Consider the following 22,250-nt stretch of genomic DNA (forward strand, 5'->3'; position numbering starts at 1 on the left):
CAGCCAGTTACGCCTGACGACCATAGCAAGCGTGAACCACCTGATCCCTTGCCGAACTCAGCAGTGAAACCGCTTCGCGCCGATGGTAGTGTGGGGTCTCCCCATGCGAGAGTAGGTCATCGTCAGGTACCTATACCGCAGAAAACCCAGCCGATCGGCTGGGTTTTTTGTTTTAGGGGTCTCCCCATGGAGAATATCGGAGCGCCGACCGGATCATCGTCAGGCACCTATACCAAAAATCCCCCAGGGCTGATGCCTTGGGGGATTTTTTATGTCTACTATTTACTTCACCCCTCACCATAACGTGCGGTTTTCTGGCGTTTTATGTCAAAATGCATTCCTTAAGGAGAAATGCCCATGACTCAGATGCGCTGGGAACAGCTACTTTCCCCTCGTCGTCTTCACGATCAACGCTCAACCAGTACTCGTGAAATCGGCCGTAGCCCCTTTCATAAGGATCACGACCGAATTGTTTTCTCAGGCTCGTTCAGGCGCCTTGGGCGTAAGACCCAGGTGCATCCGCTGACCGAAAATGATCATATCCATACTCGCCTGACGCACTCGCTGGAAGTTGGCTGTGTAGGTCGTTCTTTGGGGATGATCGTGGGTGAGTTGCTGCACGACCGCCTACCTGAATGGATTACGCCTGCTGACCTTGGCGTCATCGTCCAAACAGCCTGCCTGGGGCATGACATTGGGAATCCCCCTTTTGGTCATGCGGGTGAGTATGCAATCCGTGATTGGTTTCAGCGTGCTCAAAGCAGTGGTTTGTTAGAAGGCCTTTCAGACGCTGAGCGCGAAGATCTGTTGACCTATGAAGGCAACGCCCAGGGTTTCCGGGTGATTACCCAGATCGAATATAACCAGTTCAATGGCGGTATGCGGCTATCAGCGGCCACACTGGGTGCGCTGCTCAAATACCCCTGGACCGTGCGCTATAGCGGACGAGCGGGCAAGTTTGGGGCTTATCAGTCAGAGCAGGGGCTGCTCAAGGAAGTGGCCGACGCCGTGGGGCTACTCCCACAGGGGGAACAGCGCTGGTGTCGCCACCCTTTGGCCTGGCTGGTGGAAGCGGCTGATGATATCTGTTACGCCCTGCTGGACCTGGAAGATGGCCTGGAGATGGGTATTCTGCGCTACGAAGAAGTGGTGGAGGTGCTGCGTCAGATTGCCGGAGAATTCCCGCCCGAGTATGCCGAGATGCAGGCGCGCAACGTATCCCAGCGCCGCCGTATTGCACTGCTGCGAGGTGCGGCCATGGAGCGCGCCGTGAACGATGTAGGCGCCGTGTTCGTTCAGCACGAACAGGCCCTGCTGAACGGCACGCTCAAGGATGACCTGCTTGAGCTGTGTCATCCGGATCTAGGCTGGGGCGTTAAGGCGGCGAAGCAGCTGGCCCGGGAGCGTATTTTTCAGAATGAGCGGAAGGCAAAGCTGGAAATTGGCGCTTATACAACGCTGGGCATTCTGCTTGAAGCTTTTATTGGTGCTGCGCACGAACTGCACCACACCGGGCGCAGCTCGTTCAAGCATCAGCGTGTACTCGCCTTGATAGGCGAGAACACGCCGCTGGCCTCCTGGCCGCTCTATGATAGCTATCGACGAATGCTGGACTTTATCGGTGGGATGACGGATCACTATGCGGTCGACCTGGCCCAGGAAATGGGCGGGCGCTTGCGAGGCGATTAGGTGCCATCATACCGAAGGCTGGCGAAGATGCGTCAGCTCCATGAGCTTGGCGCGTTCCAGCAGGATATTGATGATTTTATCGTGGATGGGATCGCTGATCTGACCCGGCATGAGCGCGGTCAGTTGGCTTGCCAGCATATCGCCACTAACGACCAAAATATCAGGTGCCGCGTCATCGGTATCAATGTGCCAACCGGGTAACACCAGGACACCTCGCACCGGTACCGAAACGCCGCATTGCTGTTCTAGCCACTGGCTAAGCCAATCAACCCCTTGGCGTGTTTTATGCAGCGGACGCCGTTCTTGCCAGTAGGGAAAGCGAAGGCGCTCACGCTCGACGGCGACGGTATTTTGCCCACGTCCTGCATTACTGATGGGCACGGTGCGTGCCCGGGTTTCTACCACGAAAACGCCGTGCGGGGTCACCACCACATGGTCAATCGTAAAGCTATCCGTCGGCACGTCGTGAAAAACATAGTAAGGGTGCGCATCAGGGCGGATAAGCCGCTCAAGTTCCTGGCCAACAGCAAGCTCGCAGGCAAGCCCCAGCTTCAATCGCCGAATGCGTTGGTAGTCGCGCACTAAAAGCAATGAAAACGCCAGGACAAGCAGCGTACTAAGCAAGCCATAGAGTGCCCACTCCACCCAGTCCTGCTTGTCGGCAAACAGCATTCGCCCCATGCCATAGACCAGTGGCGAAAGGCTGATTAAAGGGCCTAACGCGCCGTTGAGAAACAGGCTTGAGAACGCTTGATCCAGCCGGTAGCGCAATGCCTGGCCGGGCTCGCGTAGCGGGGTGTCGAAGGGAGATTGGACACGAGCGTCATGCAGGCTGCGGAGTGCCAAAACAATGCTTGCCATCGCCGCCATGGGAAAGAGAAAAATCAGCGGTAGCAGATATTCTAGCCAGATCATTGCAAAGTCCTAGTGCGGCGTGACTGCACAGTGACGGTTCGTCCTGGGACGCATGGATTAGCCACCAGCCAGTTTGACTTGATAGCCGCGTGCGGTTAATTCCTGCTTCAGGCTATCACGGTGATCACCTTGAATTTCAATGATGCCATCTTTAACAGCACCGCCTGTGCCACAGCGTTTTTTAAGCGCTTTGGCGAGGTCTTTGAGCTCTGCGGTAGTTAGCGGTATGCCGCTAATCGTCGTGACGCCTTTGCCTTTGCGGCCACTGGTTTCGCGACGAATACGGACGATGCCGTCAAGTGCGGCAATACGCGCTTGTTCGCTATCGGCATCACAGCGACAGGTTTCCAGAGGTTCGCGGCAAGAGGGGCAGGTGTTGCCTTTTTCGGTGGAATATACCAGCCCACCAAGCTGGTCGCGTAGTGAAGCCATCGCGTTATTTTCCTTCAGAGTAATAAGGCTCGGCTGCCTGGCTCATTTCCTGGCTTAATTGCCTGACCACGGCAGGTAGCTGAAACATGCTGCTGATCATGACGGCATTTTCCGGTGTGGTTTCCGCGTCGGGAAAGCGGTTCAAGTGAATGACCTTCATGCCTGCCTCAAGAGCAGCTCGTACGCCGACCAATGCATCATCAATGGCAATACAGTTAGCTGCGTTGAACCCCATGATACTCGCGGCGTAGAGATGCAAACAGGGTTCTGGTTTCCAGCAGTTGGCGGTGTAGCCACTGAAAAGGCGTTCTGCGAAATAGCCATCGAGCCCCGTTGCTTTGAGCGCAGTGCGAATTTTGCCTTCAGGGCCGTTGGAAACCACAGCGCTCGGGTAAGCGGATAGCTGCTCAAGGGCTTCTTTAGCGCCGGGAATCGTGGTGAGTTCATTGGCGAGCCGTTCAGCCAGGCTGGCACGCATGGCGGCTTCCATGCTGTTTAGCTGATCGTTGCAGACGTCACCATGGCGTAACTGCAACTGAGCAACGATATTACGAAAGCGTGAGCCTCTAAATTCACCCATATAGTCAGACGGTACGAAAGGAAGTCCCACGCTATTCAGCCCTGTCGACATCTCTTCGGCAAGGAGGGGTTCACTGTCAACCAGGGTGCCATCGCAATCAAATAATAACAGGGGGAGCGGCATGGGAGATTTCCTAGCAGAGACTTAGCAACTGCAGTGACAAACACAATAATTAATCATAGGCCTATTGAACGAGATTTTAGCGTATTTGTGAACAGTGTTCTGTAATTTTTTGCTTGCCTGGCCGGTCGAGCTGATTCAGATTAACCAAAACGTGCGGCAACGATGACGTTTTAGGCCGTTGATTGAGCGCCATTTCTACGTTGTACGGAGAGGCGCAGGGCACTGAGTTACGTGCTAAGCTGTTGAAACCATAATAAGGAGACCGTGACGATGCGACTAACCCCCTGGATCATGCCGTTAGCGTTTGCTGCCGCCATGCTGGCCGCCACTAGTGCGGCAACCGCTGACGAACATGAGCACGAGCCTCTCGACGATGCCGCGCTCGAGGAAGAATATGGTATTAAAGCAGGTGCTGTTAAGCGGGACCCGGAAGACCGCAGCAGCGATACCTCTGACGCCGAAAGCAATGGTGCTGAGGAAGAAGAGGCAGAAGATGAAGAAACCTCAGCGGGTACTGGCGGCAGCGGCGATGCGAATGCGGATAACGGAGGAAGTGATGGCAGTGAAAGCGACGCCGAAGAGTAAGTGCCCCATTCAATAAGTGTCCATTAAAAAGACGGCCAACTTGGCCGTCTTTTTTGATCGGGGCTATATGGCGTTGGCGTTACGTTACCTTGGGGGCCAGCTCGCCACGCTCGTAGCGCTGGTACATGGTTTCCAGGTTGATCGGTTTGATCTTGCTGGCATTGCCCGCGGTACCAAAGGCTTCATAACGCGCAATACACAGCTCGCGCATGGCCGATACCGTTTCCTTGAGGAATTTGCGCGGGTCGAATTCTGACGGATTCTCTGCCAGGAAGCGACGCACCGCCCCGGTGGACGCCAGACGCAGGTCGGTATCAATGTTGACCTTGCGCACACCGTGCTTGATGCCCTCAACGATCTCCTCGACGGGCACCCCGTAGGTTTCAGGGATCTGGCCGCCGTACTGGTTGATGACATCCAGCCACTCCTGGGGAACGGAGGACGAGCCGTGCATCACCAGATGGGTATCGGGAATGCGTGCGTGGATCTCCTTGATACGCTGGATCGACAGCGTGTCGCCCGTCGGCGGCTGGGTAAACTTGTAGGCGCCGTGGCTGGTACCGATGGCAATCGCCAGCGCGTCCACATGGGTAGCCTTGACGAACTCGGCGGCTTCTTCCGGGTCGGTGAGCAGTTGCTCCATGCCGAGTTTGCCTTCGGCACCGATGCCGTCTTCCTCACCGGCCATGCCGGTTTCCAGGCTACCCAGGCAGCCCAGTTCGCCCTCGACGGAAACGCCGCAGGCATGCGCCATATCGACGGCGCGGCGCGTCACATCAACGTTGTACGCGTAATCTGTGGGGGTCTTGCCGTCTTCGCCCAGCGAGCCATCCATCATTACCGATGAGAAGCCGAGCTGGATAGAGCGCTGGCAGACGGCCGGGCTGGTTCCATGATCCTGGTGCATGACGACAGGAATATGCGGAAACTCTTCAACGGCCGCCAGAATCAAGTGGCGCAGAAAAGGGGCGCCCGCGTACTTGCGGGCACCGGCAGACGCCTGGACGATGACCGGTGAGTCAGTCGCATCGGCGGCTTCCATGATGGCGCGCATCTGCTCCAGGTTATTAACGTTGAATGCCGGAACGCCGTAGCCGTATTCGGCGGCATGGTCGAGCATTTGGCGCATGCTGATCAAAGCCATTGAGTCACCTTATCTGTGAGGTTAATGCTGGTATCGGAGTCAACGGGCGCAGCGAGCGCCCGCTAAAATGTTAACGATTATCCGCGTTGGTCGGCGGCTTCAAGCGCTGCCACGGCAGGTAGCTGTTTGCCTTCGACGTATTCAAGAAAGGCGCCGCCGCCGGTTGAGATGTAGGACACACGATCTTCAATGGCGTATTTATCGATGGCCGCCAAGGTATCACCGCCACCAGCGATTGAGAAAGCGCTGCTTGCGGCGATGGCATGGGCGATTACTTCGGTGCCTTTGCCAAACTGATCAATTTCAAACACGCCGACCGGGCCATTCCATAAAATGGTACCGGCGTTTTTCAACAGGCTGGCCAGATGCGCGGCGGTATCGGGGCCGATGTCCAGGATCATTTCGTCATCGGCCACCTGGTCGACCGGCTTGACCACCGCGTCGGCAGATTCGGAGAATTCGGTCGCCACCACCACATCGGTGGGTAGCGGTATAGTGACTTTTTCCATCAGCGCTTTTGCCTGGCCGATTAAATCCGCCTCATGGAGCGACTTGCCGACATTGTAGCCGGCGGCGGCAATGAACGTATTGGCGATGCCGCCGCCAACAATGAGTTGGTCGCACTTGTCGGAAAGCGCGGTCAGCACGTCCAATTTGGTTGACACTTTGGAGCCGCCAACAATCGCCGCCATGGGCCGAGCGGGGTGAGCCAGGGCCTTTTCCAGCGCATCAAGTTCCTGGGCGAGCAGCGGGCCTGCGCACGCCTTCGGGGCAAAGCGCGCAACGCCGTGGGTCGATGCCTGAGCGCGGTGGGCGGTGCCGAAGGCATCCATCACGAAGATATCGCACAGGCTGGCATACTGTTTGGCCAGCTGTTCGTCGTCCTTCTTCTCGCCGGTGTTGAAGCGCACGTTTTCCAGCAGCACAACGTCGCCGTCGGCCATTGTCGGTGCACGATCAAGATAGTCGCTAACCAGCTTGACAGGGCGGCCCAGCAGTTCACCCAGGTGTGCCGCGACGGGGGCCAGGGAAAATTCGTCGGCGGATTCGCCTTCCGTCGGGCGACCCAGGTGGCTCATCAGCAAGACCTTGGCACCGGCCTCGGCGGCCGCCTGGATAGTCGCAAGCGCCGCCCGAAGACGCGCATCGCTGGACACACGCCCGTGCTTGATCGGTACGTTGAGGTCTTCACGAATCAGTACGCGCTGCCCTTTCAAGGGCAGGTCGGTCATTTTTTGCACGTTCATGCGAGTATTTCCTCGTGTTCAAGCGGGTGAAAAGTCATGATGCGGCCCTGCAAGTCAGCGTGCGCTGCCATCCGTCAGCGTGGCCAGGCGCTGGGTGATGTCCAGCATGCGATTGGCAAACCCCCATTCGTTATCAAACCAGCACAGCAGTTTGACCAGGCGCCTGCCTGCCACCCGTGTCTGTGTGGCGTCTAGGATGCCAGAGCGGGGGTCGTGATTAAAATCGATCGATGCCATGGGGGCTTCGGTATAGCCTAATACCCCCGCCAATCGCTGCTGGCTGGCTTCCCGCAACAGCGCATTCACCTGGTCGGCATCGGTGTCCTGATTCACCGTCAGGGCTGCATCCATGGCGGATACGTTAATGGTGGGGACGCGCACATGCAGGCACTCAAAACGACCGGCAAGGCTTGGCATCAGGCGGCTGATGCCCAACGCCAGGCCGGTGTCCACCGGCACGATGGATTGCATCGCCGAGCGCGTCAGGCGCAGATCGGTCTGATGGTAGGCGTCAATGACCGGCTGATCATTCATGGCCGAATGAATCGTGGTGGTCACGCCGTGTTCCAGTCCCAGTGCGTTGTCCAGAACGGTCAATAAGGGTACCAGGCAATTGGTGGTACACGAGGCCGCCGAGATAATGCGTTGAGAGTGCGTCAGCTCGTCCTGGTTAATGCCCCATACGATGGTGGCATCGACATCGCTTTCCGCGGGTTGGGAAAACAGCAGTCGTTTGGCGCCGGCGTCCAGATGACGCTCGGCGGTAGCGCGATCCTTGAAGCTGCCCGAGCACTCCAGTACCAGGTCAATATCCAGGGCGGCCCAGGGAAGTGACCCTGGGTCCTGTTCGCAGAGCACATGAATGCGCTGATCCTTGATCAGCAGCGCTTCGCCATCGTTATCCACCTCACCTGGAAAACGGCCGTGAGTGGTATCGTAACGGGTGAGATAGGTAATGGTCGCCAGGTCGGAAAGCTCGTTGATCGCCACCACCTCAATCTCGGGGTGGTCACGCTCAACCAGCGCGCGCAGGATGCATTGACCTATGCGTCCGTAGCCATTGATGGCGATGCGATACCTTTTGGAGTCAGCCATGTCGCGAAGCGGCTCTTGAAAGTGGAGCAGGGGCCACGATGGGCATGAAAGTAGGCGCGATGATAACGTATTTCAGCGGGTGATGCTTATCCACTGCCCGCGCCTATCAGCTTCCACGCCAGTGGTAGCAATAGAGCAGTAAAAATGCCGATCAGGCTCATCCCCAATGAGGCAAAGGCACCGGCGGTATGGCTTAGCTCAAAGGCGCGTACGGTGCCAATCGCGTGACCATTCAGCCCCAGAGCAAAGCCGATAATGCGCTCGTCGTCGATGTGTAAAACCCTTGCGCTAAGGCTCACACACGGGATGGTGACGACCCCCGTCACCAGCAGGGCGCCCATCAGCAGGGCCACGTTGCCACCCAACTGTTCGGTAATGCCAATGGCGATGGGCGCAGTAACGGATTTGGCGGCGATAGAGGCCAATATCTGACCGGGGCTGCCCATTAACCAGGCAATACCCAACGCATAGAAGGTTGCCAGTGCCGCAGAGATGGGCAGGCATACCGCTAACGGGCGCCAGAGTGCGCGAATACGTGGCAGCTGCTGGTAAAGCGGCATTCCCAGGGCAACCGTCGCCGGGCCTAACAGGACCGTCAGCCAAGCAGCACCCTGCTGATAGGTGGCATAAGGCATCCCTATCAGCGCTAATGCCCCGGCCAACAGTAATGCGGCGATCAGGATGGCGGGCAGCCAAGAAGGCTGTTTTAGACGATTGAATAGCGCGCTGCCCACCAAGAAGGCTGCCAGTGTCAGCCCGACGGCAAACAGCGGCGTCGCCGTGAGCGTTGCTAATACGTCAGTGGGCATGATGCCCCATGAGGCGTTTCAGAAGCCAGAGTGTCGTGACCACGCTCAGCAGCGTCCCGAGTGACAGCGCTACGAGAATGGCAAGCCATTGGCCTGCCAGTTCATCGAGAATAAAGAAGACGCCCACAACGCCGGGCATGATGAGCATGGCGAGCAGCCCAATCAGCGGCTGGGCCGCGGCCGAGATGCTCGACGGCACGCGGCCGATGACTGAAAGGGTGACGCCCATCAACAGCATGCCGACCACACCGGAGGAAATGGGCAGACCGGAGAAATGGATGACCACTTCGCCGATCAGCCAGTAGCTAATCAGCCATAGCAAGCCGTTCAACGCGGGCATGGCCTACCTCGCTCGCCTAGCCGAGTAGCTCATTGGCCTGTTTGACGACATTCTCGACAGTAAAGCCAAAGTGCTTGAACAGGTCGCCTGCAGGGGCTGACTCGCCGTAGGTGGTCATGCCGATCACGCGGCCATCAAGGCCCACGTACTTGTACCAGTAGTCCGCATGCCCGGCTTCGATGGCGATACGCTTGGTCACCGCCTTGGGCAGTACGCTTTCACGGTACTCGGCATCCTGGCCGTTAAAGCGGTAGGCCGAGGGCATGGACACCACGCGTACGGCCTTGCCCTGCTGTTCGAGCTCGGCGGCGGCGTCCATCGCCAACGACACTTCCGAGCCGGTGGCAATCAGAATCAGCTCGGGCGTTACGGGCGTGCCTTCACTGTCCTTGAGAGCAGGGTCTTTAAGCACGTACGCCCCGTTTTGAATCGACGCCAGCTGTGCCTTGGTGCGCGGCTGATGGGGCAGGCCCTGGCGCGAGAGAACCAGCGCGGTGGGGCCGGAGTGGCGTTTGAGGGCGGCGTCCCAGGCGGCCACGGTTTCCACCGCATCGCAGGGGCGCCAGGTGTTCAGGTTGGGCGTGGTGCGCAGGCTGGTCAGCTGCTCGATCGGCTGGTGGGTCGGGCCATCTTCACCCAGGCCAATGGAGTCATGGGTGAAGACATAAATCGCCTGCTGCCCCATCAGCGACGCCATGCGCACTGAGTTACGCATGTACTCCATGAAAATCAGGAAGGTCGCCCCGAACGGCACAAAACCGCCATGCAGGCCAATCCCGTTCATGACTGCGCCCATGCCAAACTCGCGCACGCCATAGTGCAGGTAGTTGCCACTGGCGTCTTCCGGCGTGATCGCTTTGGCGCCGTTCCAGAACGTCAGGTTCGACGGGGCCAGGTCGGCACTGCCACCCAATAGCTCTGGCATTTGCGGGCCAATCACGTTCAACGTTTCAAATGAGGCCTTGCGTGAGGCAATGCTGTCGCCCTTTTCTTGGGTTTGCTCAAGCAGCGCTTCAGTGGGCAGTTCGGCCGGCAACTGGGCCTTCATGCGGCGCTGGAATTCGCGTGCTTCGGCGGGGAACGCCTCCGCGTAGCGCTCAAACCGGGCATTCCACGCCTGCTGGCGTGCACGACCGGCCTCGCGGGCATCCCAGGCCGAATAAATCGGCTCCGGGACGTGGAAGGGCGCATGGGGCCAGCCCAGCTGCTCGCGCGCAGCCGCCACTTCGTCATCACCCAGTGCCGCCCCATGGGCTTCTTCTTTGCCCTGCTTGTTAGGGGCGCCGAAGCCGATGATGGTTTTGCAGATGATCAGGCTGGGTTTGTCGTCGTGGCTTTTGGCCAGCTCAATGGCCGCGTTGACCTCTTCCGGCTTGTGGCCATCCACATTGGGCACCACGTGCCAACCGTAGGCTTCGAAGCGCTTGGCGGTATCGTCGGTAAACCAGCCTTTTACTTCGCCGTCGATGGAGATGCCGTTATCGTCATACACCGCGATCAGCTTGCCGAGCTGCTGGGTGCCGGCCAGCGAGGCCGCTTCGTGGGAAATGCCCTCCATTAAGCAACCGTCACCCAGGAAGCACCAGGTGTGGTGGTCGACGATGGTGTGACCAGGCCGGTTGAATTGTGCCGCCAGGGTTTTTTCCGCGATGGCAAAGCCCACCGCGTTGGCAAAGCCCTGCCCCAGTGGGCCCGTGGTGGTTTCAATGCCCGGCGCGTAGCCATATTCCGGGTGCCCGGCGGTCGGCGAATGCAGCTGGCGGAAGTTCTGCAGCTGTTCCAGGCTCAGCTCGTAACCGGTCAGGTGGAGGAGCGAATAGAGCAGCATGGAACCGTGTCCGTTGGACAGCACGAACCGGTCACGATCGGCCCATTTGGGGTCTTCGGGGTTGTGCTTGAGGTGGTCATTCCACAGCACTTCGGCAATATCCGCCATCCCCATGGGCGCGCCCGGATGGCCGGACTTGGCCTTCTGGACGGCATCCATGGAAAGGGCGCGAATGGCATTGGCCAGCTCAAAACGGGACGGCATGGGGTGCTCCTCGCCTGAAAACGTGAATAATAAAAGCGCTATTGTCGCTGACTTCCCGGGCGTCGGCAAATTCTATGGCCTCGTTCTGGGAAGAACTTCCAACAGCGTGTAAACTTTGGCCCCCGAAGCGCAGTGTTGCTTCTTTAATAGGTGGGCAGGGCAACTTCCTGCCATGATTTCCTGATGATGCTGCGGTGACTTGCCGCCGTCACACCGAGGGTAGAGTGCGCGATGAGCGAATATTCCCTGTTTACCTCCGAGTCCGTCTCCGAAGGCCATCCGGATAAAATTGCCGACCAGATTTCCGATGCGGTGCTGGATGCCATTATTGCCCGTGACAAACAGGCGCGCGTTGCCTGTGAAACCTTGGTCAAGACCGGTGTCGCGATCATTGCCGGTGAAATCAGCACGAATGCCTGGGTGGACCTTGAGACCCTGGTACGTGATGTGATTACCGAGATTGGCTATACCTCCTCGGATGTAGGCTTCGATGGCGCCACCTGTGGCGTGGTCAACCTGATCGGTAAACAGAGCGTCGATATTGCCCAGGGCGTTGACCGTAGCAAGCCGGAAGATCAGGGCGCGGGTGATCAGGGGTTGATGTTTGGCTACGCCACCAATGAGACCGACTCCTTCATGCCGGCGCCGATCCATTACTCGCATCGTCTGGTAGAGCGCCAGGCCGAGCTACGCAAGAACGGCCTGCTGCCTTGGCTGCGCCCGGATGCCAAGAGCCAGGTGACCTTCCGTTATAATGAGCAAGGCCAACCCTGTGGCGTCGATGCCGTGGTGCTCTCCACCCAGCACGATCCGGATATCGACCAGGAAGACCTGCGTACCATGGTCAAACGGGAAATTATCGAGCAGGTGATTCCCGCCGAATGGCTCGATGAAGATACCCAATACCACATCAATCCGACCGGCAAGTTCGTGATTGGCGGCCCGGTGGGCGACTGTGGCTTGACCGGCCGCAAGATCATTGTCGATACCTACGGTGGCATGGCACGCCATGGCGGCGGCGCCTTCTCGGGCAAGGACCCGTCCAAGGTTGACCGCAGCGCAGCCTATGCGGGGCGCTATGTGGCGAAAAACATCGTGGCGGCGGGCCTCGCCGACAAATGTGAAATCCAGATCTCCTACGCGATCGGCGTGGCCGAGCCGACCTCCGTGTCCATAGATACCTTCGGCACCGGCAAGGTGAGTGATGCCCAGATCGTCAAACTGGTGCGTGAGCATTTTGATCTGCGTCCTTTCGCGATTACCCGAATGCTCGACCTGCTTCACCCGATGTACCAGTTAACTGCCGCCTACGGACACTTCGGCCGCGAGCCGTTTGAGCACAGCTACCATTGGGTCGATGATAAAGGCCATACCCAGCAAGAGACGTTTATCGCCTTCCCTTGGGAGCGCACCGACAAGGCCGATACGCTCCGTCAAGCAGCTGCTTTGTAAGATATTTGCTCGCTGTGGTGTAAGAAAACGTCCCTTTGGCGTATGCCAGGGACGTTTTTTATGCGCAGTGCGCTAGGCTAACGTCATAAATGGACAATTGGCGGAGGCTGGTGGTGATGAAACGCTATAGGCAGGGATGGCTGGCGGGCTGGTTGATGGCGGTCTCCCTAACGGTGCAGGCAAACGAGTGTCCCGGCTGGAGCACTGAACGGCTGACACGCGAGAGCCAGGCACTCTCGGCGCAGGTAGAAGTTTGGGATCGTGCCTATCATGATCAGGGCGTATCCTTGATTGACGATGCGCTCTACGATCAAGCCGTGGCACGTTTGGCTGAATGGCAGAAATGCCTGGGCAAGGTCCCCAGTCACCAACCGTTGACCCGCATCACCAGTACGGGTGACAGTCGGGCTCACCCTTACGCGCAAACCGGCCTTGAAAAAACCGATGATGAGGGGGTGAGACGCTTTAGCAGCCGCCGGGATAACCTTTGGATTCAGCCAAAGGTCGATGGTGTGGCGGTCACGTTGCGTTATCAGGAAGGTGAGTTGGTAGAGGCGGTGAGTCGTGGTGATGGTGAGCGCGGCCAGGACTGGACGGCCCGTGTCCGTGAGTTACCTGCAGTACCCAATAAGCTGTCCACACCGCTGTCCGGTGTCTTGCAGGGCGAGTTGTATTGGCGTTTGCCGGATCATGTCCAATCACGAAACCCCGCCACGGGAGCGCGAGGAAATGTGGCTGGTGCGATGGCCCAGCAAGCGCCGACGCCGCAAACGCGAGAACAAGTGGGGCTGTTTATCTGGGGGTGGCCTGATGGCCCCGAGAATATGGCTGATCGTCTCGCACAACTGAGTGCGCTGGGGTTTGATACCGCCGACTATACCCACCGACTGGATGATCATCACGATGCGGCTTATTGGCGGGATAAGTGGTTCAACGGCCCGCTGCCGTTTGCCACTGACGGCGTCGTGCTCAAGCAGGCCGAGCGCCCTGGCGTTCGCCGCTGGTCATCGTCGCCACCGGAGTGGGCAGTGGCCTGGAAATATCCGGCCCAGCAGGCGCTGGCAGAGGTGCGCGGTATTGAGTTTCGTGTCGGGCGCACCGGGCGAGTAACGCCGCTGATATGGCTTAACCCTGTCCTGTTGGAAGGGCGGCGCATTAGCCGTGTTTCATTAGGCTCCTTGGCGCGCTGGAAATCACTGGATGTTCGCCCCGGCGACCAGGTGGCAGTCACTCTTGGGGGGGTGACGATTCCGCAGCTGACCGAGGTGGTATGGCATACTCAGGAGCGCTCGCCGCTGTCTCCGCCGTCACCCCAGCGCTACCATCTGCTGAGCTGCTTTGAGTTAACCCCTGGCTGTGAAAGCCAGTTGCTGGCGCGGCTCACTTACCTGGGTGAACAGCTGGATATGAAGGGGGTAGGTGAAGGTACATGGCAAGCGCTGTTGGAAGCGGGCGTGGTCAGGCAACTAATCGACTGGCTAAACGTCGAGCCACATCAGCTTGAACAGGCTTACGGTATTGGCGACGCCACCGCTGCCAAGCTGATGGCGCAGTTTCAAGCCGCGCGCTTCGCCCCCTACACCACTTGGCTTGACGCGCTGGGGATGCCGCCTGGTGGTAGTGCCCGCTTGGGCGACTGGTCTACCCTGGCGGGCCTCACGCGTTCCGAGTGGCAGGCCCAGCCAGGTGTCGGGCCGGTGCGTGCCGAGGCGCTGGTGGCGTTCTTTAGCCATCCCGATGTGCAGCAGATGGCAGCGCAGTTAAATGAAATAGGGGTTGAGGGTTTTTAATCCATTGGGTGGTCGGCGGATTAATGCGTCTACCCCAGCCCCGTCATGCGCAGCATCAAGCCTAGATAGAGCGGAATTAGCAGCGGCGCAAGCAGTGTCGTGACCAGCACCGCTAAGGCGCCTTTTTGTGGCTGGATGCCCAATTCCATGGCCACCACTACGACGTTGGAGGCCATGGGCACCACGCCTATCAGCAGCAGCGCCATGGCCAGTTCCGTGGAAAGCGGCGCCGCCCACTGCAGCATTAAAGCGGCCCCCAGCATGACCAGCGGCCAGAGCAGGTAGCGAAGGCCCAGGCAAGAAGCTACAAAGCGCGTATCCCAGGCGGCAAGCGTTACTTGGCTTAGGGTCATGCCGATAATCATCATGCCGAGCAGCGTGTAGGTGGCGGGGAACACCTGCAGGGAACTCATGACCGCGGCGGGGACGGTGATCTCAAGGGCACTAAGCAGTAACGCTGACAGGAAGGCGTAGATAAGCGGTAAGCGGGAAATTTTGATCAGGCTTTCGCGTATCGAAAAGCGTCCGCGAGCGCTGAGGTAAAAACCCACGGTAAATTCATAGATATTGATCCCCAGCATGCAGAACAGGTAAAGCGTGACCCCCTCGGGGGGCAGCAATATCAACGCAATCGGCAAGCCAAAGTAGCCGGTATTGCCGGTTCCCGAGGAAAATGCCAGCAGGGCGGCTTCCTGTTCGCCAAAGCGGTGGCGCGTGAAGCGTTGTACCACTAGCGCCATCAGGCTCGCGATAATGAACAGCGCTAATGTGAGCAGTAAGTAATCAGGCGTTGGCCCGCCGTTCATCAGCGCGCGAAAAATGGTAAAGGGAGCAATCAGGTAAATCAGCAGCGTCGCAATCGGGCGAGGGTCTAGCTTGAGCCGTTGGGCGGCCAGCCAGCCTAACCCCACATAGCTGAGTAACATGAGCAGCGGCCCAACCAATGCGCCAGGTGTAAGATCCATTTACCCCCCATCATACGTGTGTCATCGATGAACATGAGTCGAATTAAAGACCGACCGTGGAATCTTTCATTAGCCCCAGCGCAACGGAACAGCGAGAATAGCGCAAGATATCATGACTACTGACACATTGTGAGGAAATCCCATGAGCAGCCACGAGCATCCGCTAGGTATTAGCTTTGAATTCTTTCCACCGGGCACCGATGCCGGGCGCGACAAGCTAATCCAGACACGCGATGAACTGGCCGCCCGCAACCCGCGGTTTTTCTCGGTTACCTACGGTGCCGGTGGTTCAACCCAGGCCCGTACTCGCGAGATTGTTCGCCAGGTGAGTCAGAGCGGTGTGACCACTGCCCCGCACCTTTCCTGTATTGGGAGCGAAAAGTCCCAGCTGCGGGATCTCTTGGCCCAGTACCGTGAAGAAGGCGTCGAAAGTCTGGTGGCCTTGCGCGGCGATATGCCGTCCGGTATGGCCAGCATCGGCGAGCTGCGCTACGCCAACGAGCTGGTCGAATTCATTCGTGATGAAACGGGTGACCACTTTGATATTGCCGTCGCTGCGTATCCAGAATCTCATCCACAGGCCCCCAACCTCGACAAGGATGTGGAAAACTTTGCGCGTAAAATGAAGGCCGGGGCCAACATGGCAATTACCCAATACTTCTTCACCGCTGATGCCTATTTCCACTTTGTTGATAAAGCCCGCGCATCAGGCGTTGAGCAGCCGGTCATTCCAGGGATCATGCCGATCACCAATTACACCAAGCTGGCGCGCTTTTCCGATGCCTGCGGCGCGGAAATCCCACGCTGGATTCGCAAGCAGCTGGAATCCTACGGCGACGACAGCGAGGCCATTGCCGATTTCGGCACCGATGTCGTCAGTCGACTCTGCCAGCGTTTGCTGGACGGTGGCGCGCCGGGGCTGCACTTTTACACGCTTAATCAATCCAAGCCGGTGTTGAAGATTGTCGATAATCTGAGCAGCTAGACGAACATGAAATACGAAAACCCCGCTCAGTTAATCTTGAGCGGGGTTTTTTAGGTTTCGCATTTAACGACTGGCGTCAATTAGCCCGTTTGCGGCGTCTTGTTGCCACCGCCGTGCTGTTTACGCTGCATGATAAACAGGATGGCACCAATGGCCAGGCCTGCTACATCGGTATAAATACCGCCGTAAATCATGAAGATCGCACCTACCAGCATGACGATACGCTGGAGTGTATTCACCGGACCGAAGAACCATTTCTGGACCATGCCCGAGAGCAATACGATACCCAGTGTGGCGGTCACCCCGACGCGCAGAATCTGCATGGCAGAGCCTTCCATCAACATGGCCGGGCTGTAGAAGAACATGAACGGCACGATGAAAGCGGCTAACCCGATCTTGAACGAGGCCACCGAGGTGCCCATGGGGTTGTCGCCGGAAATACCCGCTGCCGCATAGGAGGCCAGTGCCACCGGCGGGGTGATCGCGGAGACCACCGCAAAGTAGAACACGAAGAAGTGGGCAACCAGCGGCTCGATGCCGATGTTGATCAGGCCGGGGGCGACGACCGATGCGGCTACGGCATAGGCTGCCGTGGTGGGCATGCCCATCCCCAGCAGAATACTGATCAGCATGGCAAACACCAGCGCCAGAAGCTGGCTCACGCCCGCCAGACCGAGCAGCAGCGACGAGAAACGTGCTCCCACGCCGGTCAGCGAGATAACCCCGACAATCAGGCCCGCACAGGCACACACCGCGATAATCTGAATCGACATGGTGCCGGCCAGCTGGAGCGCTTTCAAAATGGCACGAAGCCCCATTTTGTTAGGTGAAATCCAGCTGACAACCGCCGCTGACGCCGTTGCCAGAGTCCCCGCACGAATCACCGAATAACCCATGAACAGCGCGACGATCAGGATGATAATGGGGGCAAACAGATAGACCTGCTTGACCAGCCTGGAGAATAGCGGGATCTCTTCTTTGCGCATGCCGCGCATGCCTTTGCGGGCCGCCTCGAAGTCGACCATGAAGTAGACGGATGCAAAGTAGAGAACAGCAGGAATGATGGCGGCAATGGCAATCTCGGTATACGGAATGCCGGTCACTTCGGCCATAATGAAGGCGCCCGCGCCCATGATCGGCGGCATGATCTGCCCGCCGGTAGAGGCGGCCGCTTCAATCGCACCGGCGCTGCGCGCTGGGTAACCCACCTTTTTCATCAGCGGGATCGTCAGCGAGCCGGTCGAGACGACGTTACCGGCGGATGTGCCGTTGATCATGCCCATCAGGCCAGACGCGAAGATAGACACCTTGGCCGGGCCGCCGCGAGCGCGCCCTGCCGCTGCAAAGGCGAAGTTGACGAAATAATCGCCCACTTTGGAGGCCTGCAGAAAGGCAGCGAAAATAATGAACAGGATAATGTAGGTCGACGATACGGCAGTGGTAGGCCCGAGAATCCCGGTATCGGTATACACCTGACTGAAGAAGCGCTGCAGCGAAAGGCCCGGGTAGCCCAGGAAGCCGGGCAACGCAGGACCCGCAAAAACATAGGTCAAGAATACCGCCGAGATGATCACCAGTGCCAACCCGGCGACGCGACGGGTCAGCTCCAGAATCAGCATGGAGCCTGCAATTGCCGCCCAGGAGATACCTGATGGGGCAAAGGATGTGCCGGTCGACATGCGTATGTTGGTGTTGAACACTACCAGCAAATAGCCTGCACTGGCGGCTGCGCAAACCATGAGTACCAGATCTGCCGGATTAAAACGATGACGCGCCTGGCGATAAAACCATGACAGTACAATGGCACCGGCGGTGGTCGCCATGAGCGGATAACCGTAATGCCAGTTCTCGACGCTGGGGTCGATACGCATTGCTTCGCCACTAAGGGTCTGGTGCATCAGAAACACTTGCACCAGTGTATAGGTGGCGGGAACAAGCAGCGCATAACTTGCCCACTTCAAGGCAGCGCCAGATGCCTGGTGGTCGTCCTCGGCAAAACGGGCACCGGCAAACAGCCCATAACCGAGGATAAGCGCACCGGCAATGTGCAGGATGCGAAACGACCAGGTTTCCAGGGGAAACACATTCAGTGAAATCAGGTGGAAACTTGAATAGGCAATGGCTAACGCCGCAAACAAGAAAAACTGCCAGCCGGTGAAAAGACGGCGGTTGGATTCAACAATCTCTTCATCGACACCCTCGGCAATAGACTCAGGGACCGATTCAGCATCCTGGGCATCATCCTTGAGGCCGTTGGGTTCTTGGTCGATTTTGTGACTCATTAGAGTTCACCCTCACAGCAAACAAAGGGGCATTAGCGAAAACTGCCCCGGCCAACCTTGATTGGCACGGGGCAGACGACAGCAAGTGTTGCTTACTTGATCATGTCTTCGTCGATCTCGTAGCCGTTCTCTTCATACCAGCGAGCAGCACCCGGATGGAAAGGCAGCACGGTGTTGTGCTTGATGTTTTCCGGAATGGTGGTAGCTGCACTGCGGTGGACCGACATCATGCGGTCGTTGTTTTCCATGGTCGCTTTGGTGACTTCGTAGACAAAGTCTTCAGGCAGGTCGCAACCGGCGATGGCAAAGTTCCACATGGAAACGGCGCGGGCGTCTTCTTCAAGCGTCTCGTAAGTGCTAGCCGGAATGGAGAATTCTGCAACGGGGAAGGCATTCATCACCGTTTCAAGCTCGTCTTCGTTGAACTCGATGATATTCACATCGGTTTGCACTTCGAGCTGGCTAACTGCCGGGATCGGAATGCCGGCAGCGAAGGCGATAACGTCAAGCAAGCCGTCCTGCAGCTGACCGCCCAGATCTGACCAGCCGCCATTACGGCGTTCAAAGTTGACGCCTAACTCTTCCAGCATCGCCGGGAAGTAGGTGTCAGACGTGGAAGCCGATGGGCCAAAACCGATACGTGCGCCGTCGGGAATATCGGAAATTGATTCAATGCCGCTGTCGGAAAGAACAGTGATCGAGAACGGCGTTTCATACATGGGGAACATCGCGCAGACGTTGTCCATTTCCAGGCCCGGGGCGAGAGGGCTTTTACCGCTCACTGCATCGGCAGCCGGACCCATGGTGGTGAGACCGAAGGCGGCATCGCCGTTGTGCACCAGGGCCAGGTTCTGAGTGGGGCCGCCGGTCACCTCGCCACCACCGGAGATGTCCAGCTCATCGGCAATAAAGTTGGCCCAGCCGGAGCCATAAACGAAGTAAGTGCCCCCTTGGCTCGCGGTGCCGACGGTAAAGTTGTCCGGCCAGTCTTCGCGGTCGGCCTGGACGCTACCGGCCGCCAGAATCGCGCTGCTGGTCAGTAATGCCAATGTGGTCGGTTTAAAATTGCGCATGGCGAATTTCCCTAGTTGTTTATTGAGGTTGTTAACGCGCTGGCGGTAGATGGGTGAAGCAACGCCACCAGCGGTGAGCTATAAACTAGAGCGATTGTTATGCCAAAACAAGGCTTTGTTTTTAAAAACAGAGGCTTAAAATTTTCCTTTTCAACGTTAGTCGTATAGAGAAAAGCACGAAGTGTCTGGTGTTGCGCACGGTGAACATGGTTTTGTGTGCGTTAATCCGCACACATTGTCTCGCCGACGCGTTTTTTTAATCGCTATGAGTTGGACGGTTTGTGGTCAGGGTCCATGATCCGCACAGGCTGGATCTCATTCTGGGCGGGCTCCGGGCGGGCTTGATTGACCCGAGTGGTCAGCTCCCCGGGGGCTTCGTCCTCGATGGGTAGCTGTTCGAAAAAATCACAGCTAACGCATTCCCGGTAACGAATACCGTTTTGCTCCCAGGCACGAACACGGTCCATGGCAGCACACCGTGGGCAGGTCACGCCTGCAATAAAACGTTTTACGCTCGACATCATCAGGCTCCAATGGCGCGCCCCCATAGAGGGCGCGCTCAGGTAGGGCGGGTTTAAGCGGCACGGATCCCGCTATGACGTAATAACGGGTCGACACTGGGTTCGCGGCCGCGAAAGGCACGGAACATGTCGGCAGCATCGCGTGCGCCGCCTTGCTCGAGGATCTCTTGCCGGAAGCGTTGGCCGGTAGCAGGGTCAAAGATACCGGCTTCTTCAAACGCGCTCCAGGCATCGGCCGACAACACTTCTGCCCATTTGTAGCTGTAGTAACCCGCCGCGTAGCCTCCTGCAAAAATGTGCCCGAAGCTGTTTTGAAAGCGGTTGAAGGCAACGGTGGGGACCACGGAAACGCGCTGGCGTACCTCGTCGAGTAGCGCCTGGACATCGCTGGCGCTGGGGGATTCGAGCTCGTGGTGCAAGCGCAGGTCGAACAGCGAGAACTCTATTTGACGTGCCATGCCCATGGCTGATTGGAAGTTTTTGGCGGCCTGTAAGCGCTCCAGCAAGGCTTCAGGCAGAGGGTCGCCGCTGTCGACATGGCCGGCAATCAGGTCGAGCCCTTCGCGTTCCCAGCAATAGTTTTCCATGAACTGGCTCGGCAGTTCGACGGCATCCCAGGCGACGCCATTAATACCCGAAATATCCGCAATGGTTTGCTTGGTCAGCATATGGTGCAAACCATGGCCAAACTCATGGAACAGCGTGGTGACTTCATCGTGGGTCAGCAGCGCGGGCTTGTTGCCGACTGGCGGGGTGAAGTTGCAGGTAAGAAAAGCGACGGGAAGCTGCAAACCATCATGCGTCTGGCGGCGTACCCGGCAATCCGCCATCCAGGCACCGCCACGCTTGCCTTCGCGGGCGTAAAGGTCGAGATAGAAACCGGCAATCGGCTGATCATTGTCGGTGATCCAGTAGAAGCGCACGTCGTCGTGGTAGTGCGCAACGTTAGTATCTTCTTTAAAGCGTACGCTGTAGAGCCGTTCAACCACCTGAAAGAGCCCATCGACGACCTGCGGTGCGGGAAAATAAGGGCGCAGCTGTTCTTGCGAAATGGCGTAGCGTGCTTCGCGCAGTTTTTCGCTGGCATAGGCGACGTCCCAGGGTTCAAGCGTCTCGATCCCCAGCTCAGTACGCGCAAACTCGCTGAGTTCGGCGACTTCCTGCTGGGCTTGGGGGACGGCGCGGTTCGCCAGGTCGGTCAGGAAGGTAAGTACTTGCTCAGGGGAGTCGGCCATCTTGGTGACCAGCGAATAGTCGGCGTAGGTATCAAAGCCCAGCAGGTGAGCGAGCTCCTGGCGCAGCGCCAGTATTTCTTCAAGAATGGGCGCATTGTCGAATTTGCCGGCGTCTGGCCCTTGGTCGGACGCACGGGTGACGAAAGCGGTATACACTTCGCGGCGCAGTTCCCGGTTATCGGCATAACTGACCACTGGAAAAAAGCTGGGAAAATCGAGGGTGATACGAAACCCATCAATGCCCTTGGCCTCCGCCGTTGCCTTCAGCGTATCCAGCGCGCTTTGCGGCAAGCCCGCCAGCGTGTCGGCATGCCTAATATCCTTGTGCCAGGCCTGTGTGGCGTCGAGCACGTTATTGGAAAACTGGTTGGATAGCATCGAGAGGCGCGCCTGAATATCACCGTAACGGGCTTTTTTATCGGCGGGCAGGTCGACGCCAGCCAGGCGGAAATCGCGGAGCGCGTTATCGACAGTGCGCTGCTGGGCCGGGCTTAGCTGAGCCCAGGCAGGCCCTGCCTTGAGTGCTTGCCAGCCATGGAAAAGCCCTTCGTGTTGCCCTACCCAGGTACTGAACTCGGAAAGCTGTTCCAGGCAAGTTTGGTAGGCGTCGCGGAACTCGGGTGTATTCATGGTCCCGTTGAGGTGCGAAACCGGAGACCACGCTTGAGTGAGCCGGTCATTAACAGCTTCGATGGGCTCGGCAAAGTTCTCCCATGTGGGGGCTGTGACATTGGCCTGTTGGGCGAGCCGGTCAATCGTGTCACGGCTTTCGCTGATCAGGGTTTCAACCGCTGGGACCACGTGCTCGGCGCGGATGTCGGTGAACGGGGGCAGCGAGTGAGTCTCGAGCAGCGGATTGTGGGACATAGGTGCCTCGTTGGGTATGGGTGGAGAGCGACGAGCGCTGTCATGACGTTAGAGTGCGGGCAAACGTGAGTTGTTTCAATGCTGGAGGA

General features: G+C 58.1%; 19 protein-coding genes and 1 rRNA gene. 6 read left to right on the forward strand and 14 right to left on the reverse strand.

The annotated features are described in order from the left end of the window. The first annotated feature begins 12 nt into the window (after window positions 1–12). Together rrf and NH395_RS17470 are read left to right on the forward strand one after the other, a co-directional pair. Window positions 13–128, forward strand: a 5S ribosomal RNA gene (rrf, locus tag NH395_RS17465). Window positions 129–357: 229 nt separating this feature from the next. Continuing rightward, window positions 358–1,689 carry a deoxyguanosinetriphosphate triphosphohydrolase gene (locus NH395_RS17470; protein ID WP_066320745.1) on the forward strand — a complete coding sequence of 444 codons (1,332 nt, stop codon included), beginning with the start codon at window positions 358–360 and terminating at the stop codon, window positions 1,687–1,689. A 6-nt stretch (window positions 1,690–1,695) separates the two neighbouring features. Here the strand turns inward: NH395_RS17470 and NH395_RS17475 are convergent, their stop codons facing one another. Genes NH395_RS17475 through NH395_RS17485 form a run of 3 tightly spaced genes read right to left on the reverse strand, consistent with a single transcriptional unit; the run spans window position 1,696 to window position 3,739 of the window. Continuing rightward, on the reverse strand, window positions 1,696–2,604 hold the full coding sequence (locus tag NH395_RS17475) for a nuclease-related domain-containing protein (protein ID WP_253026693.1): 909 nt from the start codon (window positions 2,602–2,604) through the stop codon (window positions 1,696–1,698). A 57-nt stretch (window positions 2,605–2,661) separates the two neighbouring features. Next, window positions 2,662–3,036, reverse strand: a complete 375-nt coding sequence (locus tag NH395_RS17480) for a translation initiation factor Sui1 (protein WP_253026695.1) — start codon at window positions 3,034–3,036, stop codon at window positions 2,662–2,664. 4 nt (window positions 3,037–3,040) lie between these two features. Next, window positions 3,041–3,739, reverse strand: a complete 699-nt coding sequence (locus NH395_RS17485) for an HAD-IA family hydrolase (protein ID WP_253026697.1) — start codon at window positions 3,737–3,739, stop codon at window positions 3,041–3,043. Window positions 3,740–4,009: 270 nt separating this feature from the next. On the opposite strand from NH395_RS17485, the gene NH395_RS17490 reads away from it, so the two are divergent. Then, window positions 4,010–4,324 carry a hypothetical protein gene (locus NH395_RS17490; protein WP_253026699.1) on the forward strand — a complete coding sequence of 105 codons (315 nt, stop codon included), beginning with the start codon at window positions 4,010–4,012 and terminating at the stop codon, window positions 4,322–4,324. 79 nt (window positions 4,325–4,403) lie between these two features. On the opposite strand, the gene fba is transcribed toward NH395_RS17490, so the two are convergent. The 6 genes from fba to tkt form a co-directional block, all read right to left on the reverse strand. Further along, window positions 4,404–5,468, reverse strand: coding sequence for a class II fructose-bisphosphate aldolase (fba, locus tag NH395_RS17495; protein ID WP_066320732.1), 1,065 nt, complete (start codon window positions 5,466–5,468; stop codon window positions 4,404–4,406). Between the two features lie 77 nt (window positions 5,469–5,545). Continuing rightward, on the reverse strand, window positions 5,546–6,715 hold the full coding sequence (locus NH395_RS17500; protein WP_253026701.1) for a phosphoglycerate kinase: 1,170 nt from the start codon (window positions 6,713–6,715) through the stop codon (window positions 5,546–5,548). Window positions 6,716–6,769: 54 nt separating this feature from the next. After that, on the reverse strand, window positions 6,770–7,810 hold the full coding sequence (locus NH395_RS17505) for a glyceraldehyde 3-phosphate dehydrogenase NAD-binding domain-containing protein (protein ID WP_253026703.1): 1,041 nt from the start codon (window positions 7,808–7,810) through the stop codon (window positions 6,770–6,772). 86 nt (window positions 7,811–7,896) lie between these two features. After that, on the reverse strand, window positions 7,897–8,619 hold the full coding sequence (locus NH395_RS17510) for an LrgB family protein (protein WP_253026705.1): 723 nt from the start codon (window positions 8,617–8,619) through the stop codon (window positions 7,897–7,899). Beyond that, window positions 8,609–8,959, reverse strand: a complete 351-nt coding sequence (locus tag NH395_RS17515) for a CidA/LrgA family protein (RefSeq protein ID WP_066320724.1) — start codon at window positions 8,957–8,959, stop codon at window positions 8,609–8,611. The genes NH395_RS17510 and NH395_RS17515 overlap by 11 nt, the downstream gene beginning before the upstream one ends. 16 nt (window positions 8,960–8,975) lie before the next feature. Next, window positions 8,976–10,991 (reverse strand): transketolase, encoded by a 2,016-nt coding sequence (gene tkt / locus NH395_RS17520; RefSeq protein ID WP_253026707.1) that lies wholly within the window; start codon window positions 10,989–10,991, stop codon window positions 8,976–8,978. Window positions 10,992–11,222: 231 nt separating this feature from the next. On the opposite strand from tkt, the gene metK reads away from it, so the two are divergent. Together metK and ligB are read left to right on the forward strand one after the other, a co-directional pair. After that, window positions 11,223–12,443 (forward strand): methionine adenosyltransferase, encoded by a 1,221-nt coding sequence (gene metK / locus NH395_RS17525; RefSeq protein ID WP_253026709.1) that lies wholly within the window; start codon window positions 11,223–11,225, stop codon window positions 12,441–12,443. A 116-nt stretch (window positions 12,444–12,559) separates the two neighbouring features. Continuing rightward, window positions 12,560–14,233, forward strand: coding sequence for an NAD-dependent DNA ligase LigB (gene ligB / locus NH395_RS17530; RefSeq protein WP_253026711.1), 1,674 nt, complete (start codon window positions 12,560–12,562; stop codon window positions 14,231–14,233). A 29-nt stretch (window positions 14,234–14,262) separates the two neighbouring features. Here the strand turns inward: ligB and NH395_RS17535 are convergent, their stop codons facing one another. After that, window positions 14,263–15,198, reverse strand: a complete 936-nt coding sequence (locus tag NH395_RS17535) for an AEC family transporter (protein ID WP_253026713.1) — start codon at window positions 15,196–15,198, stop codon at window positions 14,263–14,265. Between the two features lie 142 nt (window positions 15,199–15,340). On the opposite strand from NH395_RS17535, the gene metF reads away from it, so the two are divergent. Continuing rightward, window positions 15,341–16,183 carry a methylenetetrahydrofolate reductase [NAD(P)H] gene (metF, locus tag NH395_RS17540; protein WP_253026715.1) on the forward strand — a complete coding sequence of 281 codons (843 nt, stop codon included), beginning with the start codon at window positions 15,341–15,343 and terminating at the stop codon, window positions 16,181–16,183. A gap of 80 nt (window positions 16,184–16,263) precedes the next feature. Here the strand turns inward: metF and NH395_RS17545 are convergent, their stop codons facing one another. The 4 genes from NH395_RS17545 to prlC form a co-directional block, all read right to left on the reverse strand. Next, window positions 16,264–18,465 carry a TRAP transporter fused permease subunit gene (locus NH395_RS17545; RefSeq protein WP_253026717.1) on the reverse strand — a complete coding sequence of 734 codons (2,202 nt, stop codon included), beginning with the start codon at window positions 18,463–18,465 and terminating at the stop codon, window positions 16,264–16,266. A gap of 92 nt (window positions 18,466–18,557) precedes the next feature. Further along, window positions 18,558–19,538 (reverse strand): TAXI family TRAP transporter solute-binding subunit, encoded by a 981-nt coding sequence (locus NH395_RS17550; protein WP_253026719.1) that lies wholly within the window; start codon window positions 19,536–19,538, stop codon window positions 18,558–18,560. Between the two features lie 263 nt (window positions 19,539–19,801). Beyond that, window positions 19,802–20,059, reverse strand: coding sequence for a YheV family putative zinc ribbon protein (locus NH395_RS17555; protein ID WP_092830951.1), 258 nt, complete (start codon window positions 20,057–20,059; stop codon window positions 19,802–19,804). Window positions 20,060–20,112: 53 nt separating this feature from the next. Further along, window positions 20,113–22,161, reverse strand: a complete 2,049-nt coding sequence (gene prlC, locus NH395_RS17560; protein WP_253026721.1) for an oligopeptidase A — start codon at window positions 22,159–22,161, stop codon at window positions 20,113–20,115. Window positions 22,162–22,250: the final 89 nt, after the last annotated feature.

This window comes from Halomonas sp. Mc5H-6 (genome assembly GCF_024124705.1).
Classification (GTDB): Bacteria; Pseudomonadota; Gammaproteobacteria; order Pseudomonadales; family Halomonadaceae; genus Vreelandella; species Vreelandella subterranea.

Bases quoted from the DNA above. Each gene is read 5' to 3' on its own strand.
- NH395_RS17470 (WP_066320745.1), top strand. From the start codon at position 358: ATGACTCAGATGCGCTGGGAACAGCTACTTTCCCCTCGTCGTCTTCAC.
- NH395_RS17475 (WP_253026693.1), bottom strand. From the start codon at position 2,604: ATGATCTGGCTAGAATATCTGCTACCGCTGATTTTTCTCTTTCCCATG.
- NH395_RS17480 (WP_253026695.1), bottom strand. From the start codon at position 3,036: ATGGCTTCACTACGCGACCAGCTTGGTGGGCTGGTATATTCCACCGAA.
- NH395_RS17485 (WP_253026697.1), bottom strand. From the start codon at position 3,739: ATGCCGCTCCCCCTGTTATTATTTGATTGCGATGGCACCCTGGTTGAC.
- NH395_RS17490 (WP_253026699.1), top strand. From the start codon at position 4,010: ATGCGACTAACCCCCTGGATCATGCCGTTAGCGTTTGCTGCCGCCATG.
- fba (WP_066320732.1), bottom strand. From the start codon at position 5,468: ATGGCTTTGATCAGCATGCGCCAAATGCTCGACCATGCCGCCGAATAC.
- NH395_RS17500 (WP_253026701.1), bottom strand. From the start codon at position 6,715: ATGAACGTGCAAAAAATGACCGACCTGCCCTTGAAAGGGCAGCGCGTA.
- NH395_RS17505 (WP_253026703.1), bottom strand. From the start codon at position 7,810: ATGGCTGACTCCAAAAGGTATCGCATCGCCATCAATGGCTACGGACGC.
- NH395_RS17510 (WP_253026705.1), bottom strand. From the start codon at position 8,619: ATGCCCACTGACGTATTAGCAACGCTCACGGCGACGCCGCTGTTTGCC.
- NH395_RS17515 (WP_066320724.1), bottom strand. From the start codon at position 8,959: ATGCCCGCGTTGAACGGCTTGCTATGGCTGATTAGCTACTGGCTGATC.
- tkt (WP_253026707.1), bottom strand. From the start codon at position 10,991: ATGCCGTCCCGTTTTGAGCTGGCCAATGCCATTCGCGCCCTTTCCATG.
- metK (WP_253026709.1), top strand. From the start codon at position 11,223: ATGAGCGAATATTCCCTGTTTACCTCCGAGTCCGTCTCCGAAGGCCAT.
- ligB (WP_253026711.1), top strand. From the start codon at position 12,560: ATGAAACGCTATAGGCAGGGATGGCTGGCGGGCTGGTTGATGGCGGTC.
- NH395_RS17535 (WP_253026713.1), bottom strand. From the start codon at position 15,198: ATGGATCTTACACCTGGCGCATTGGTTGGGCCGCTGCTCATGTTACTC.
- metF (WP_253026715.1), top strand. From the start codon at position 15,341: ATGAGCAGCCACGAGCATCCGCTAGGTATTAGCTTTGAATTCTTTCCA.
- NH395_RS17545 (WP_253026717.1), bottom strand. From the start codon at position 18,465: ATGAGTCACAAAATCGACCAAGAACCCAACGGCCTCAAGGATGATGCC.
- NH395_RS17550 (WP_253026719.1), bottom strand. From the start codon at position 19,538: ATGCGCAATTTTAAACCGACCACATTGGCATTACTGACCAGCAGCGCG.
- NH395_RS17555 (WP_092830951.1), bottom strand. From the start codon at position 20,059: ATGTCGAGCGTAAAACGTTTTATTGCAGGCGTGACCTGCCCACGGTGT.
- prlC (WP_253026721.1), bottom strand. From the start codon at position 22,161: ATGTCCCACAATCCGCTGCTCGAGACTCACTCGCTGCCCCCGTTCACC.